14 protein-coding genes are annotated in these 14,852 nt (G+C 69.7%); 9 read left to right on the forward strand and 5 right to left on the reverse strand.

Annotation, left to right across the window (positions count from 1 at the left end):
- Positions 1–32 precede the first annotated feature (32 nt).
- Entirely contained in the window at positions 33–389 is a 357-nt protein-coding gene (locus D7Y11_RS04545; protein ID WP_126933128.1) for a GFA family protein, read from the forward strand.
- A gap of 16 nt (positions 390–405) precedes the next feature.
- On the opposite strand, the gene D7Y11_RS04550 is transcribed toward D7Y11_RS04545, so the two are convergent.
- A complete protein-coding gene (locus D7Y11_RS04550; RefSeq protein ID WP_120577919.1) occupies positions 406–1,269 on the reverse strand; it encodes a caspase family protein in 864 nt (287 codons plus the stop codon).
- Between the two features lie 314 nt (positions 1,270–1,583).
- Between D7Y11_RS04550 and D7Y11_RS04555 the strand changes: the two genes are divergently transcribed.
- Together D7Y11_RS04555 and D7Y11_RS04560 are read left to right on the forward strand one after the other, a co-directional pair.
- On the forward strand, positions 1,584–2,399 hold the full coding sequence (locus D7Y11_RS04555; RefSeq protein ID WP_126933109.1) for a hypothetical protein: 816 nt from the start codon (positions 1,584–1,586) through the stop codon (positions 2,397–2,399).
- Between the two features lie 85 nt (positions 2,400–2,484).
- Positions 2,485–4,767, forward strand: a complete 2,283-nt coding sequence (locus D7Y11_RS04560) for a hypothetical protein (RefSeq protein WP_126933110.1) — start codon at positions 2,485–2,487, stop codon at positions 4,765–4,767.
- A 68-nt stretch (positions 4,768–4,835) separates the two neighbouring features.
- On the opposite strand, the gene D7Y11_RS04565 is transcribed toward D7Y11_RS04560, so the two are convergent.
- Entirely contained in the window at positions 4,836–5,468 is a 633-nt protein-coding gene (locus tag D7Y11_RS04565; RefSeq protein WP_120577916.1) for an MXAN_6652 family MXYO-CTERM-anchored protein, read from the reverse strand.
- A 17-nt stretch (positions 5,469–5,485) separates the two neighbouring features.
- Positions 5,486–6,706, reverse strand: coding sequence for an MxcI protein (locus D7Y11_RS04570; RefSeq protein WP_120577915.1), 1,221 nt, complete (start codon positions 6,704–6,706; stop codon positions 5,486–5,488).
- A gap of 343 nt (positions 6,707–7,049) precedes the next feature.
- Between D7Y11_RS04570 and D7Y11_RS04575 the strand changes: the two genes are divergently transcribed.
- Positions 7,050–7,577 carry an ureidoglycolate lyase gene (locus D7Y11_RS04575; protein WP_120577914.1) on the forward strand — a complete coding sequence of 176 codons (528 nt, stop codon included), beginning with the start codon at positions 7,050–7,052 and terminating at the stop codon, positions 7,575–7,577.
- 8 nt (positions 7,578–7,585) lie between these two features.
- Here D7Y11_RS04575 and D7Y11_RS04580 read toward each other — a convergent pair whose 3' ends face one another.
- Complete coding sequence (locus D7Y11_RS04580) at positions 7,586–8,962, reverse strand: HEAT repeat domain-containing protein (RefSeq protein ID WP_120577913.1); 1,377 nt, start codon at positions 8,960–8,962, stop codon at positions 7,586–7,588.
- 68 nt (positions 8,963–9,030) lie between these two features.
- Here D7Y11_RS04580 and D7Y11_RS04585 point away from each other — a divergent pair, with 68 nt between their 5' ends.
- Positions 9,031–9,840 carry an SAM-dependent methyltransferase gene (locus D7Y11_RS04585; protein WP_158641890.1) on the forward strand — a complete coding sequence of 270 codons (810 nt, stop codon included), beginning with the start codon at positions 9,031–9,033 and terminating at the stop codon, positions 9,838–9,840.
- Between the two features lie 4 nt (positions 9,841–9,844).
- Here D7Y11_RS04585 and D7Y11_RS04590 read toward each other — a convergent pair whose 3' ends face one another.
- Positions 9,845–10,759 (reverse strand): DMT family transporter, encoded by a 915-nt coding sequence (locus tag D7Y11_RS04590; protein ID WP_120577911.1) that lies wholly within the window; start codon positions 10,757–10,759, stop codon positions 9,845–9,847.
- Positions 10,760–10,882: 123 nt separating this feature from the next.
- Here D7Y11_RS04590 and D7Y11_RS04595 point away from each other — a divergent pair, with 123 nt between their 5' ends.
- The 4 genes from D7Y11_RS04595 to D7Y11_RS04610 all read left to right on the forward strand — a co-directional run bounded on the left by D7Y11_RS04595 (position 10,883) and on the right by D7Y11_RS04610 (position 14,849).
- Positions 10,883–11,866 (forward strand): LysR substrate-binding domain-containing protein, encoded by a 984-nt coding sequence (locus tag D7Y11_RS04595; protein WP_126933112.1) that lies wholly within the window; start codon positions 10,883–10,885, stop codon positions 11,864–11,866.
- A 65-nt stretch (positions 11,867–11,931) separates the two neighbouring features.
- The gene (locus D7Y11_RS04600; protein WP_126933113.1) at positions 11,932–12,237 is read left to right on the forward strand and encodes a hypothetical protein; all 306 of its coding nucleotides are present in this window, start codon (positions 11,932–11,934) and stop codon (positions 12,235–12,237) included.
- 232 nt (positions 12,238–12,469) lie between these two features.
- Positions 12,470–12,973 (forward strand): MarR family winged helix-turn-helix transcriptional regulator, encoded by a 504-nt coding sequence (locus D7Y11_RS04605; protein ID WP_233597469.1) that lies wholly within the window; start codon positions 12,470–12,472, stop codon positions 12,971–12,973.
- Positions 12,960–14,849 (forward strand): chloride channel protein, encoded by a 1,890-nt coding sequence (locus tag D7Y11_RS04610; RefSeq protein WP_126933114.1) that lies wholly within the window; start codon positions 12,960–12,962, stop codon positions 14,847–14,849. Before D7Y11_RS04605 ends, D7Y11_RS04610 begins: the two co-directional genes overlap by 14 nt.
- Positions 14,850–14,852: the final 3 nt, after the last annotated feature.

The following is a 14,852-nucleotide window of genomic DNA, read 5'->3' on the forward strand; positions in this document are numbered from 1 at the left end:
GCTTGCACTGTTCACAGTACGTTCGGGCCGTGATGATTCTCTCCACCTGTCACTGCGGTCGCGCCTCACTCGAGGTGGAGTCCGAGCCGACTACTGTCACCGACTGCAATTGCTCCATCTGCCGCCGCTACGGCGTGCTGTGGTCGTACTACGCGCCCCGCCAGGTCCACATTCGAGCGGAAGTAGCGGCCCAGGACACGTACCAGTGGGGCGAGGAGAAGATCGCCTTCCACCGCTGCGCGCACTGCGGCTGTGTCTCGCACTGGGCTTCGCTCGACCCCGCCCGCGACCGGATGGGCGTCAACGCCCGGCGCATGCCGCTCGAGCTCCTCGCGAAGGTTCGCGTGCGGCACCTCGATGGTGCCCGCACCGAGCGATACATCGACTGAGACCCACCGCCGTGCATCAGCTGACGTGGAATGGCATCTGCCGCTCGAACTCGCGGCTGGGGACTCCGATGACGGAGTACGCCGGTGACTGGATGGGCGGCATGAGGCCCAGGATGCGGCGGTGGAAGGTCGGGTAGCTGGCCTTGAACTTCCCCCCGTTCCACACGCGCAGCAGGTTGGCCGTGAAGAGGCCGTTGTGGACGCCGTCGCTGGAGAGCTGGTTGTCCTGGCAGCCGGAGATGAGCAGCACCGTGGCCTTGAGCGTCAGCCTCGGGTCCTCCTTGGGCAGCCCCTTCAGGATGGCGTCGTACATCGCCTTGTTGTCGCGGTACGTGCGCTGCTCGATGCCCAGGGGCATCTCCTTGAAGCGCCGCTCCGTGGGCTCCGTGCTCCGCAACGAATCCGCCAACAGCTGCAGGCTGCCGCTGGAGCGTAGGGCCGCATAGGCCACGCTGCTCACCGAACCGCTGTGGCAGCTGTCGGAGAGCATGAAGACCCGCACGCCCGCCTTGAGCTTCCCCATCGCCTGGTAGATCTCGTCGTCGACGAGCTCCCCGTCATACAGACACCACGTCTCATCCAGCCCGTCGTCCTCATCCCCGTTCATGTCGGGGAGCTGACCGCCGTGCCCCGAGTAGGTGAAGAGCAGCAGGTCCCCCGCCTGGAGCACCGACGCCGCCTCGCCCACCTCCGCCAGCACCTTCGCGCGCGTGGCGTCCTTCGTGAGGAAGGGGCGGACGCGGCTGAACTCCTGCGCCTTCGCGATGCTGACCATGTCCTCGGCGTCCGCTTCGCACGCCTGCAGCTGGCCATCCCAGCCCGCGTAGTGCTTCGGATCCACCGCGTTCAAACCGATGTTGATGGAATATCCCTGCGCCATGACAGTCTTTGCCTCCTTCACTCACGGTGGAGACGGACGGCCGGGATGGCAGGGAGGGGGCGGGGCGCGCCGCGTCCTTCCGGCCCTGTCCCGACCGGGAACCCGGGGCTCGCTCCCTCCGCTCCCGTGTGACACGACGGGTTACTCAGCGCGTCCGGCTGTGACCTGACACGCCACGCGGACTGGCCTCACGGCGCCCTGCCCAGAGGAGGAGCCACCGGGTCGACGGGTGGCTCGGTGAGTGCATGAACGACCCGCGCCGGGCTTTACCGGGACCGGCACGCAGTCATCCCCCACCTACGAGAGATCTCTCCATGATGATGAAGCTGACGGGCCGCCTGCTGACGGCCGCGCTCCTGAGTGTCACGGCCGCGGGCTGCCAGGGTGAAGAGCCCACCACGAGCACGGGTGACTCGCTCGCCACGCAGGAAGCGAAGGCCGAGCGGACCTGTATCGAAGGCTTCGAGGGCATCAAGAACTGCGCGACGGGCCGCGCGACGCTCACGAAGACCGGCAAGAGCATCGCCGTGTCCAACCTGACCAACGTGAAGACGGACGGCTTCTCCAGCGAGTTCCCTCGCGCCGTCGACTGGGTGCTGAAGACGGAGCTGGGTGGCGTGGGCGCCGCGGGCCAGGGCTTCACGCTCGCCGCTCGTGACGGCGACCAGGTGGTCAGCACCATCAGCGTCCAGCCGGGCAAGGACCGCGATCAGGTGACCCTGCGGCCCTCGTTCACGGGCCGGTCGGGCGGTTCGCCCTTCACCGTCAACCTGTGGCGCGGCAACATGCTGATGAACTCGCACTACTTCGAGCCCGATTACGGCGTCGGCTCGGTGTGGTACCAGATCCACATCGGGCTCACGCGGTACGACTTCGGCTTCAAGAACCACGGCATGGGGAGCAGCATGTACGGCCGCGTCGCCCCGGGCGCCTGCAGCTGGACCTTCCGCGGCACCGGTGACGCCTTCACGCTGGATGTGGATGGCAAGCGCATCAGCGGCGACTTCCTGGAGATCGTCGAGGACATCGGCGACGGCCACTATCCGTACACCGGCTTCTCCTCCATCGACGTGAAGGCCGCCGCCAGCACCTTCAACATCCTGGGCGAGTCCACCGTCGCCGCGAAGTAACCGGCTTTGACGCGCCGGACAGGGCCCTCCCCTGTCCGGCGGCCGGATATCAGACACGTTGACAGTGCATTAGGCTCGGGGCCGCATGGTCAAGATTATCGGCTCCCCTGGCCCCAAGGCGACGCGCGTCGCGAGTGTGGACACGCCTGTCACGCAGGCGCCCTCCGCCGCGACCGTGGCGCCCTCGCGCCCCTCCAGCGCCACTTCGTCCATGGCCGCCGCGGTCTCGGCGGGCGCGAAGTCTCCAGCGCAGCGGAAGACGGAGCAGCAGCTCTCCGCGCTCCCGGAGGGCCCCACGCGGCAGGCCCTGCTGAAGGCGCTTTCGAGCGGCCTGCCCCCCGCCGACGCGGGCGCGATCGCCTCGGCGGTGGGCGGACTCAGCCCCGCGCAACAGAAGGAGCTGTCGGGCCTGCTGTCGAAGGCGGGGGTCAGCACCAAGGCCTCACCCCGCTCCGACGCGGACGCGGAGCGCACCTTCCTCCTCAAGGCCGTGGCAGGCGGCGCTTCCGGCGCGACGCTCAAGCGCCTGGCGGATCAGATTCGAGGGCGGCCCCCTTCCCATCAGGGCTTCTCCTTCAACCCGATGTCCGCGTCCGCGGGGGCCACGAAGCGCTCGGCCCCCACCAGCGCCGTGGACACCGCCGCGGCGAAGCTCAAGACGGCGATGGATGACATCTGGGGCACCGACGAGGCCGCCGTCTTCGAGGTCCTGGAGTGCCTGGATGCATCCCAGCTCAAGCAGGTGGCGGAGAAGTACGAGAAGCTGACCAGTACCCCTCTGGAAGACGCGCTCCACCTGGAGCTCGAGGGCGCGGACCTGAAGCGCGCGCTCACTGCGCTCCAGCCCCAAGCACCGGCCGCTCCCTCCGCGCCAGTGCAGGCCTCCACCAAGGCCGCCGCGACCACGAAGGTCGCCGCCGCGTCCGTCAGCGACATCCAGAAGAACCTCGACGCCATCCAGGTGACGGCCAAGGACGAGGGCACCCTCCAGCGCGGCAACGCCGTCGAGCTCAACGACCTCATCCCCCGCAACGTCGCGACCCTGAAGCCCCCCAAGGCGAAGGCCTACGCCCCGTTGAAGAAGGCGGTGGAGGCGCGCAACAAGGCGGAGGCCGCCGTCAACGCGGCCACCACCGAGCCCGCGAAGAAGGCCGCGCAGGAGAAGCTCAAGGCCGCGGAGGAGACCGTCAAGGCCGAGGGCGAGAAGGTCAAGGAGTGGCTCAGGAAGAACATTGGCGACAATCCCGCCCTCCGCGATGCCAAGGCGGCGGTGAAGGTCTCCGAACGCGCGCTCGCCGGGCTGGAGGCGAAGCAGAAGAAGGCGAAGGTTCCCAAGGACCCCGCCGAGGCGGAGACGTTCCGGCAGTCCCAGAAGACGGCGCTCGACGCGGCGAAGGCGAAGGTCACCGACGCGCAGGCCCGGATGAAGACCGTGAAGGACGGGCTGCTCGCTCGGGTCGACGCGTACGCGCCCATGGTCGGCGTCAAGCAGACCCGCTCGGACGTCACCGTGAATGGGACGACCGTGCGCATGCGGGATGGCCGCGAGACGGCCTACACGAATTCGTGGAACGCGGTGGATGGCGGCGCCGTCTCCGGGGACTCGGCCGCGCAGGTCACGTCCCAGTTGGAGAAGAGCGGCATCAGCGAGGACCGGCAGAAGGTCCTCGGGTCCATCTCCGGCCTGGAGGGCACCTTCAGCAAGGTGAACACCTGGGACATCGGGCGCGTGTCGTGGGGCTTCACCCAGTGGACGCTCGGTAAGAATGGCAATGGCACGCTCGCCGAGTTCATGCGGGACCTGAAGACGACCGACCCGGCCCAGTACGAGAAGAGCTTCGGCAAGTTCGGCATCGACATTGGCAAGGAGGGCGTGGTGCTCACCCGGCCGGACGGCACGGTGCTCAAGGGCGTCGCCGCGGCCGAGGCCATCCGCACCGACGTGAAGCTGTCCGCCATCTTCATGGCCGCGGGCGCCGACCCGGCCATGCAGCAGGCTCAAATCAAGTTCGCCAACGAGGGGAAGATCTCCGGCACCCGCGACAGGCCGGTGTCCGTGACGGGCAAGGACGCGGAGGGCCATCCCAAGAGCGCGAAGCTGAAGCTCAAGGACGTCGTCACCAGCGAGTACGGCAATGCCATCATGACCGACCTGGCGGTCAACGCCGGGTCGGGCGGAAAGGTCGCCGCCGCCGCGCTGGAGAAGTACGTGAAGGACAAGGGCGTGGACCCCGCCAAGGTGAAGGAATGGGGGCCGGACGCGGAGAAGGCCATCATCGCCGCGCTGGAGCACGCCTCGCGCTCGGAGCGGCTGGCGCACCATGCGAAGGCGGGGTTCAGCAAGGAGCCCGGTTCCTTCACGGACTGACGCAAAAGAAGGCCCCTTCCCACGCATGCGAGAAAGGGGCCCGATACTTCAAGACGACCGGGGGTGCTTCAGCTCTGGCGGCGACGGCGGATCACCGCCAGCGGCAGGCCCGCCAGCGCGAGCGCCCAGAACGGAGCGCTGCTCGCGGCGGCGCAGCCCCCGCCCTCGTCTTCGTCGCCACCCGGCTCTTGCACTACCGGCGTGCCGTTGCCCACCTTGATGCTCAGCTTCGTGGCCGCCGCGCGGTCGCCGTCGCTCTTCTGGTCCGCGTTCGCCGAATTGCCCGCGCCGAAGAGGTTGAGGGTCACGTCCGTGGCGGGCGCGACGAGCGAGAAGTTGAAGCGCAGCTCCGTGCCCGTGAAGGGCTGGGGCGCGGAGTGGGACAGCTCACTGCCCAGCTTCTTCAGCCCGGTGCCGGCCACGAGGCTGGCCCCCGCGTCGTCCACGGCGATGCCCGCGCCGCCCGTCTTCGCGGTCCCGCCCCGGATGATGAGGGTGTACTGGCCGGTGGCGCCCTTCTCCAGCGTCGAGGGGCCCTCGAACTCCACGGTGGGGGCCTCACCGCCCTTGTGGCACGTGTTGCAGGTCGCCGTGTCCTTGCCGGAATTGCCGCTGATGCCCGTGCTGGTGGCGAAGGCGGACGCCGCCCCCAACAGCGCAATGACAAACACGCCCGCGTGGCGCATCGAATTGCTGTTCATGGTCTTGGGTCCTGGGATTAGCGCAGCTGGAGGAAGGAGAAGGACAGGCCCGGCGTCTTCACCGTGGCCTTGCCGTTGTCGCCCAGCACCCGGAAGGTGGTGGACGAGGCGCCGGCCCCGAACTCGGTGTAGAGCGTCTGGTTCTCCGACTCGAAGAGGAAGACGCTGCCGGAGGTGGACGGGAAGTCGGCCTTCCGCGTCGCGGTCAGCGTGGCCAGGTTCAGCTCCCACCACTGCCAGCCGGTGCCGCTCGCGAGCGTGCGCGGATGCGAACCCTCCGACACCGGAGTGATGCTCTCATCGAGCACGCGCACGTACGCCGTTCCCGGCGTGTGGCTCGGGATGAGCGCGCCCGCGGTGCCACCGCCCACCAGCTCCGCCAGCGAGCGGTAGAAGGTCTTGTCGAAGTCCCGCGTCGTGGGATCGAACCGGAGCAGGCAGGGCTCCGGCGAGTCCGCGCCCACCACCCGGCGCGACGCCGCGCCGTACGCCTCCGTCGCGATGTAGACCTTGCCGTCGGTGCCGAGCGCGGCGTCGTGCGTGTAGCCGCAGCGGTCGTCCGTCGCGAGCGTGACGGCGTCCGTCGCCGTGTCGATGGAGACCACGCCCGCCTTCTTCGTGACGCTGCTGCCCTCCACCGGCCTCCAGCCCACGGGCATGATGATCTGCCCACCGGTCTGCACGACCGCGCCGGAGAACGCCATGACCGTGTCCGGGAGGACCAGGGCGTCCAGCGAGCGGGTGTCCGTCACGGTCATCGCCGTGGGGTTCCAGATGACGATCTTCGCGGCGTTACCGTCGAAGAAGTACGCCTTCGTCTCCGAGACGAACTGGAAGTTGGCCTGGTACTCGCCCAGCGACGTCACACCCTGGGCGCTGAAGCTCACGGTGCCCGAGGCCTCCAGCTTGCCGGCGCTGTTGAGCTTGTAGCGGGTCACCGTGGCGCTCTCGTCGCTCACCACGTAGACGGAGCCCGTCTTGGGGATGCCCACGCCCAGCGCGCGGCCGGAAATCTTGATGGCGCCGTCCAGCGACAGCGACGCGGCCTTCTCCGCGTCCGGCGTCACCAGGACGTAGCTGTCGGAGGGATCCTCCGCGAGCATCTGGGTGGTGATGGCGTACAGCGGACCGTCCGTGTCCGTTCCTTCCTCTTCGTCGTCGCCGCAGCCCGCGAACAGGGTCAGGGCGATCGCCGCGGTGGAGAGTCGCAAGGAACGCAAGGCAAACAGATGCTTCATCGGCAGTGGCCTCTTGGAGTGGGGGGATGAGCGCCTGCCCTTTCAGCCGGGACGGGGGCCCGGACATGAAAATGATAGGCATTCTCATTTTCATCCCCTCTAGAGGTCTAGACGCGTGATGTCAAGAAAGAGACGTGTTCTCCTTGAATCAGGACTACCGGGGGTGGGGTGGGAGCCCTTCGGAATCAGGCGCCGCCGAGGCGGAGCTCTTCGCCGTAGGTGACGTCCCAGTCCGTGTCGTGCGCCATGGCGAGGCGGCTCGCGCTGCCGGGGGACTCGCCGGTGGGGAGCTGGAAGTCGAGCCCGATACGCCGGTCCTGGCACTCGCTCCTATAGTCCTCTCATGAAGGACGCTTCCGCCCCGCTCCGCTCCATCGTCGCCCTGCCCCTGACGCAGGAGGGCTTCGCGCCCTTTGGCGACGTCGTGTCCGCCGGGCTCAAGAGCGGCGCTTCGGCGAACCAGGGCACCGCTGTGCGCTTCGACTGGTCGGCGCGGCTGGAGAACGGCCGGCCGGGTGCGAAGCCCAACCTCGCGGTGTTCCGCTCCGTGCCGCAGCCGCTTCCCTTCACCGTGAAGCTGCTGGAACACCATCCCCAGTCCAGCCAGGCGTTCCTGCCCATGCGCTGCTCGCGCTTCCTGGTGTGCGTCGCGCCGACCGCGCCTTCGGGCGGGCCCGACCTGGACGGGCTCGTGGCGTTCGTCTGCGGCCCCGGCCAGGGCGTGAACTACCACCAGGGCGTGTGGCACCACCCCATCATCGCGCTCGATGAACCGGCCGAGTTCGCGATGCTGGCGTGGGAGGACGGGCGCGCGGAGGACTGCATCGTGCGGCAGTTCTCCACGCCCGTCTCCGTCGTCGTCGGGGACTGAGCAGTCCCCTACCTTTCCGTCTTCGGCTGACGCGCGAGCCAAGCGCGCCACTCCTCGGCGGTCTCGTACTGCTCACCGGAGAGCTGCTTCAGTACCAGGACCGCAGGCTCGCTGTTGATGGGTATCTGGAGCGCGGACATCTCCACCAGCCGCTCCCCCAGTTGGCGGAGCAGTCCGGCCCGCTGTGCCTTCAGGGCCTCCGGCGGCAGGTCCGCCAGAAGGTAGGTCAGCAGATAGGTCGCCTTGTTGCGGTCGCTCGAGTTTGGCAGCGCCACCGCGTCCGCCACCGTAGCCACGTCCAGCAGCGGCTTCGTCGCGGCCTCCTGCGTGGCCGTCAGCACGCGCAGCACGTTGTTGCGCACCCCGTAGTCCGGATCCCGAATGAAGGGCTCCAGCCGCTTCACGGTCTCCTCGGCCGTAGGCGCGTAGGCCATCAGGGACGCGGCCGCGCCTCGCTTCCCCGGGTCCGATTCCTCGCGCAGGACGGCGCTCAGCGCGTCCATCTGCTGGGGCACCTTCGCGAGGAACTCCGGTTCGTAGGCCGCGAGGTCCGGATGGCCGAACCCACCAATGCAGTGCGCCACCTTGCAGCTGGAGTCCTCGGCGAGCTTGCCCATCATCTGGAGCATGTTCAGGCGCTCCTTGTACGCGTCCCACCGGGCGACCAGCCCTTCTGGATCGGCGGGGTGGCCCTTGGGTTCGGGCAGGAAGCGCAGCCGGGCTGCGTCCTCGGCGTCCACCATGTCCATCACCACATAGGCGGTGCCCTTGCGCTCATCGGCGAAGTAGATGGACATGCCCACGTGGGCGTAGGCGAGGCCGTACTGCTCGCGCAGCGCGGCCTCCTTCTGCTTGAAGACGGCGGCGCTGTGCACGATGGGCTTGCCCAACTCCAGCCCCATCACGCGCTGAACCGCCTCGCGGTCCACCTTCCGCGAACCGAACGCATCCACCCCCATGAGCGTCATCACAGGGAACGGAGGTTCGGGCGCCTTCGACAGGTTGGCGCGGGCCTCCGCCACGATGCCGCTCCACGCGGGCAGCGTGTGCAGCGCCGCCAGCTCCGGGTTGTATTCGAGGTGATCCGCGTCGAAGTAGCCACCCTGGACCGCCTGCTTCAGCACCTCCACGGCCGCGTCCGTGTGGCCCGCGAGCGAGGCACACCCCGCCGCGCGATAGAGGGAGTCCGCGCGGTCCGGCCCCTCCCCGCTCGCTTCTCCGGAGGCGCGGAAGCGCTCCGCGCACCGCTCGAAGTCCAGCGCCTCATAGGCCTGCTCTGCTTCCGCCGAGAGCTGCTGCGCTCGCGCCGCCGGGTCCGCCGGCTTTGGAGCATGCGCACAGCCCGCACCCAACGCGACCACACCCAGCGCCATCACGAATCGCATCTGGACCAACCTTTCGAGAAAGCGCGTATCTCATGCAAGCTGCGCGCAGGTTTCAAGGAGCCCCAACCATGGCCAACGCCATCTCGAAGACCGCGTACTACACCCTGGCCTGCCGGGCGGAGGACGCGCGCAAGCCGCGGCCGCTGTGCAATGACACCTTCGCGGCCCGCTTCATGGATGACGAGGCGCGGCGGATCTGGACACGATTCCAGTCCTTCGACCGGCCCAACGCGAGCAACGCCGCGAGGCACCGGATCATCGACGCGCTGGTGCAGGAGGAGCTGGACCGCGCTCCCGACGCGCGGGTGGTGGTGCTGGGCGCGGGCTTCGACACGCGGGCCTACCGACTGCGTGGAGGCCGGTGGCTGGAGGTGGACGAGCCCGCCATCCTCACGCTCAAGGACGCGAAGCTGCCGGTGACGGAGGCGAAGAATCCGCTCGAGCGGCTCCCCATCGACTTCGGGACGGAGTCACTCGCCCGGAAGCTTGAGCCGTACCAGGATTCGCGGCGCACGCACGTCATCATCGAGGGCGTGCTCATGTACCTGTCCACCGCGCAGCGCCGGGACATGCTCACGGTGCTCCAGCAGGTGTTCCCCCACCACGCCGTGTACTGCGACCTGATGCGCGCCAGCTTCCAGCGCGAGTACAGCGCCGACATTCACGCGGTGCTCGCCAGCATGGGCGCGTCCTTCCGGGACATGACGGACACGCCGGAGTCCCTCTTCCTGGAGGCGGGCTACACGGCCGCGTCCTCCACCTCCGTGCCCCAACGCGCGCTGGAGCTGGCCGGGAAGCGCGTCCCGGCGTTCCTCGTCCGGCGGTTCATGCAGCCGGTTCGCGACGGCTACCGCATCTGGAAGTTCGAGCGGCGCTGACGCCTCACTTCGCCTTCGGCGCCGCGGGAGCCTGTCCCAGCGCAACGCTCCCCAGGATGAGGGTGCCCGCCGCCAGCATGGTGGGCGTCACCGGCTCGCCCAGGAGCAGCCAGGCCCAGGTCAGCGCGAACAGCGGCACCAGGTAGGTGACGACGGCGGCGCGCGGAGCGCCAATGCGCTGGATGAGGCGGTAGAACACCGCGTACCCGAAGCCGGTGCAGATGACGCCCAGGGCCGTCGCCGCCAGCCAGGGGCGCATGCCGATGGGCTCCGTGGGCCACGTGGCCACCGCGAAGGGCAGCAGCAGCACCGCGCCGCAGGCCAGCGTGGCGGCGGCGACCGCGGCGGCTGGCAGTCCGGTGAAGTGGCGGCGCACCAGGTTCGAGCCGATGCCATAGAGGAACGCGCCCGTGGTCCCCGCCGCCGCGGCCCAGGCGACGCTCGTGCCCGCGGCCTTGCCGCTGGCCAGCACCACCACCCCGGCGAAGCCCACGAACAGCGCCACCGCGCGCCGGCCCCCGATGCGCTCGCCGTAGAAGAGGAACGCCACCAGGGCCGTGAAGAGCACCGCCATGCTGTTGGTGATGGCCCCGACACCCACGGGGGCCTGCCGCGCGGCCCAGGCGAACAGCGTGAAGGGCACCGCCGCGTTGACGACGCCCACCAGCGCCAGCCGGGGCCACAGCGCGGGACGGAGGGCCGAGCGCGCGCGCCAGAGGAAGGGCATCAGCACCGCCGCGCCCAGCACCAGGCGCAGCGCCACCAGGGGAATGGGGCCGAAGGCCGGCGCAGCGATGCGCAGGAACAGGAAGGACGTGCCCCAGATGGCCGCCAACCCGCCCAGTTCCAGCGGCGTGAGCCACGCCCGGTTGAAGGTGGGAGTCACGGCCTGGGGATGGGTGGGAACGGATGCGCTCATGGCGGCCCCCTCGTACGAGGAAGGAATCTGACTTCTGTCTGGCCCTCTCTTCACGCCGAGGCCCTTTCTTCACAAGCGCATCCTTTCCGTGTCAGACATGAGCCAGATTTGAGGCTCGTCCCCATGCCCCTTCACACCGACCTACTCCCCGCCCTGGCGGCCTTCGAGTCCGCCGCCCGCCACCAGAACTTCGCCCGCGCGGCGGAGGAGCTGCACCTGACCGCGAGCGCCGTCAGCCACCACGTCCGCAAGCTGGAGGACCGCCTGGGCGTCGCGCTCTTCCAACGGCATGCCCGGGGCGTGGCGCTGACGGCCGAGGGGCGCCAGCTCGCGGACGCCGCCAGCAACGCCCTGTCGGACATGGACCACGTGCTCGGGGGCCTCAAGCATTCGCGGGACGAGGACGCCGTGGTGCGCGTCACCACGGTGCATTCGCTGGCCTATGCGTGGCTGCTGCCGCGCATGCCGGAGTTCACCACGCGGCATCCGCGCATCCGGATCCACGTGGACACGGAGATGGCGCTCACCCGCTTCGACGAGGGCGGGCCGGACCTGGGCATCCGCTACGGCCAGGGGCCCTGGCCCGGCCTCAGCGCGCAGCCGCTCATGGACGACGCCCTGTTCCCCGTGGCCTCGGCGCGGCTCGCGGGCATCGAGCACGTGCGCGACGCGGCGGACGTGGCGAAGCTCCCGCTCATCGCGGACCTGAGCCGTCAGGGCTGGCAGGACTGGTTCCGCTCGGCGGGCGTGCGCGGGGCCAGGTTCGAGGAGCGCTACAGCTTCAGCGACACCACCGGCGCGCTGATGGCCGCGGTGCAGGGCCTGGGCGCGGCGCTGGCGCGCGAGAAGATCGCCACGCCCTACTTCGCGGACGGCCGCCTCATCCGGCTGCCCGGGCCCATCGTGCCCACCCGCGCCAGCTACTTCGTGGTGTACCCCGCGCACCGGCGATTGCGTCCTGCCGCGCGCCTCTTCGTGGACTGGCTCTTGGCACAACGCGACAGCGCGTCAGTGCCGCCGCCCGCGACGCAAGGCGTTGCACCGTCACGCAGGAAAGTTTCCCAACAACACGCTTCAGCCCAGGGTGATGACAAACCCTCCCAATGACATGCATTTACTTGTCTGGGAAACAGGTTCACAGTGGCCGCGCCGTTCCCTCACGAGGAGCACGCATGCGCACTCTGGTGAAGTCGCTGTTGGCTTTCTCCGCTGTGGTGTCGCTGGCCCCCACGGCTGCCCTTGCCATTCCGCCCCAGTGCATCGACTGTTGGCTGCCCGACTGCAACGTGCTGTGTCACATTGGGTCGGAGCAGATGACCTGTGCTGAGTACTACGGCTACGCCTGCGTTGCCGGCGCGGCGGTCTCCGAGCCCACCGCATCCGTGACCGGAGCCGAGGCCCGCCAGGCCGAGGACGCATCGCAGGTGTGCAGCGAGGAGCACCCCGCCGCCGAGCAGTCCCTCACCGCCGGCACCTGAGCCGCGGTCCGTTTCCTCGCGAGGCCCGGGCTTCATGTCCGGGCCTCGCTGTCGTTCCTGTCGTGACACGTACCGGCCGTGCGCTCCGACGGTGAACCACTCCCCAGCCCCCAGGCAGCCAGGCACCCCCGCACTTTCGCTTGTGTCCGCCTCCCCTGCTCCGTAGGTTGCGGGCAGTTATATGGGCTCCCATACAAATCGGCCGCCACCACCCCCGGAGGTATCCGGAGAGGTGCGCGCGGCCATGGACGGCGTGCGGCGGCTGGTACGGCTGCTGCGAGTTTCCGCTCGCGCTTCCGAACGGCTGGTCGGTATCAGCGGCGCCCAACTCTTCATCCTCCAGGAACTGGCGGAGAGCGGGCCCTGCTCCATCAATACGCTCGCGGAGCGCACGCTCACGCACCAGAGCAGCGTGTCCGTCGTCGTCACCAGGCTCATTGAGCAGGGGCTGGTGAGCCGCCGCCGCTCCGACGAGGACGGCCGCCGCGTGGAGGTGGCGCTGGAGCCCAAGGGCCGCGCGCTCATCCGCAAGGCGCCGCCCATGGCCCAGGCCCGGCTCATCTCCGGGCTGCGCGGGATGAAGCCCGACGTGCGCGCGGGACTGGTCCAGGGGCTGGACGCATGGGTGCGCGCCCTGGGGCTCGACGGGGACGTGGCCCCGCTCTTCTTCGAGGAAGAAAACGCGCGCCCTTCGCGGCGCGGAAAGACACAGGAGCACACCGATGAAGAAACCTGATGGGGAACGCATCGAAGAGGGCCTGGGCGAGGGCGCGGAGGCGCGTTCCAGCCTCCCCGTGGCCCCGTCGATGGGCCCCGCGCTCGCCAGCCTGCGCACCCCTCCCGTCTCCGTGTCGGTGGACTCCCGCACCGTGCTCATCAGCGGCATGGCGGTGGTGCTCGCGGTCCTCGCGGGCCTGGTGGCGCAGGGGCTGGGCTCCCTCATCCACTTCGTCACCAACCTGGCCTTCTTCGGGCGCCTGTCCGTGCAGCCGGTGTCGCCCGGAGACAACACGCTGGGCGGCTGGGTCATCCTGGTGCCCGTGGCGGGCGCCATCATCGTGGGGTTGATGGCGCGCTACGGCTCGCGGGCCATCCGGGGCCACGGCATCCCGGAGGCCATGGAGCAGGTGCTGTTCAACCAGAGCCGCATCCCGCCCCGCATGACGCTGCTCAAGCCCCTGTCGGCGGCGATCGCCATCGGCACCGGCGGCCCGTTCGGCGCGGAGGGGCCCATCATCGCCACGGGTGGCGCGCTGGGCTCGCTGCTGGGACAGGTGCTCCACGTCACCGCGGACGAGCGCAAGGCGCTGCTCGCCGCGGGCGCCGCCGCGGGCATGGCCGCCACGTTCGGCGCGCCGGTGTCCGCCGTGCTCCTGGCCGTGGAGCTGCTGCTGTTCGAGTTCAAGCCCCGCTCCGTCATCCCCGTGGCCCTGGCCACCGCCACCGCCACCGGCGTGCGCATCGCCTTCATGGGCGGCGCGCCCGCGTTCGCCATCCCGGACCTGACGACTCCGTCCGGCAGCGCGCTCGCGTTCTACGGCGTGATGGGCCTCTTCATCGGCGCAGCCTCCGTGGCGTGCACGCGCGCGGTGTACTGGCTGGAGGACATGTTCGAGAAGCTGCCCATCCACTGGATGTGGTGGCCCGCGCTGGGCGCCATCGTCGTGGGCGTGGTGGGCTTCGTGTCCCCGCGCACGCTGGGCGTGGGCTACACCAACATCGAGGACATCCTGTCCGGCCGCTTCGTGGGGACGGCGATGCTCGTCTTCTGCGCGCTCAAGTTCATCTCCTGGTCCGTCGCGCTGGGGAGCGGCACTTCAGGAGGAACGCTGGCGCCCATCTTCACGCTGGGCGGCGGCCTGGGCTCCGGCCTGGGGTTGCTGGCCACGCAGCTGTTCCCCAGCCTGGGCGTGGACGTGCGCGTCGCGGCGCTGGTGGGCATGGCCGCCCTCTTCGCGGGGGCGTCACGCGCGCTGCTCGCGTCGGTGGTGTTCGCCTTTGAAACCACGCGGCAGCCGCTGGGCCTCTTGCCGCTGCTCGCCGGCTGCGCGGCGTCCTACCTGGTGTCCGCGCTGCTCATGCGGCACTCCATCATGACGGAGAAGCTGGCCCGCCGAGGCGCCCGCATCCCCACGGAGCTGGGCGCGGACGCGCTGGGGACGGCGCTCGTGCGCGACCACGGCCTCAAGCTCGTGGTGACGCTGCAGGCGGACATGCTCCTGGAGGAGGTGCGCACGTGGCTTGCGTCCGACGCCTCGGGCTCCAAACACCAGGGCTTCCCCGTCGTGTCCCGGGAAGGGACGCTCGTGGGCGTCGTCACGCGCAGGGACCTGCTGGATGGCCTCGCGAGCGAAGGCCGGCGGCTGCGAGACGTGGTGAAGCGGCCGCCCGCGGTCGTCTTCGAGGACAGCTCCCTGCGCGAGGCGGCGGACCTGATGATGGACGAGGGCGTGGGCCGCCTGCCCGTCGTCTCCCGCGCGCAGCCCCAGCAGGTCGTGGGCATCCTCACCCGCAGCGACCTGCTCGCGGGCCACCGGCAGCGGCTGGCGAACGAACGCACGCGGGAGCGCGGCCTGGGCCCCACGCGTCCTCCGGCGCCCCGGCCCGCGTGAGCG

It is taken from the genome of Corallococcus sp. AB018, from assembly GCF_003986945.1.
GTDB classification, from domain to species: Bacteria; Myxococcota; Myxococcia; order Myxococcales; family Myxococcaceae; genus Corallococcus; species Corallococcus exiguus.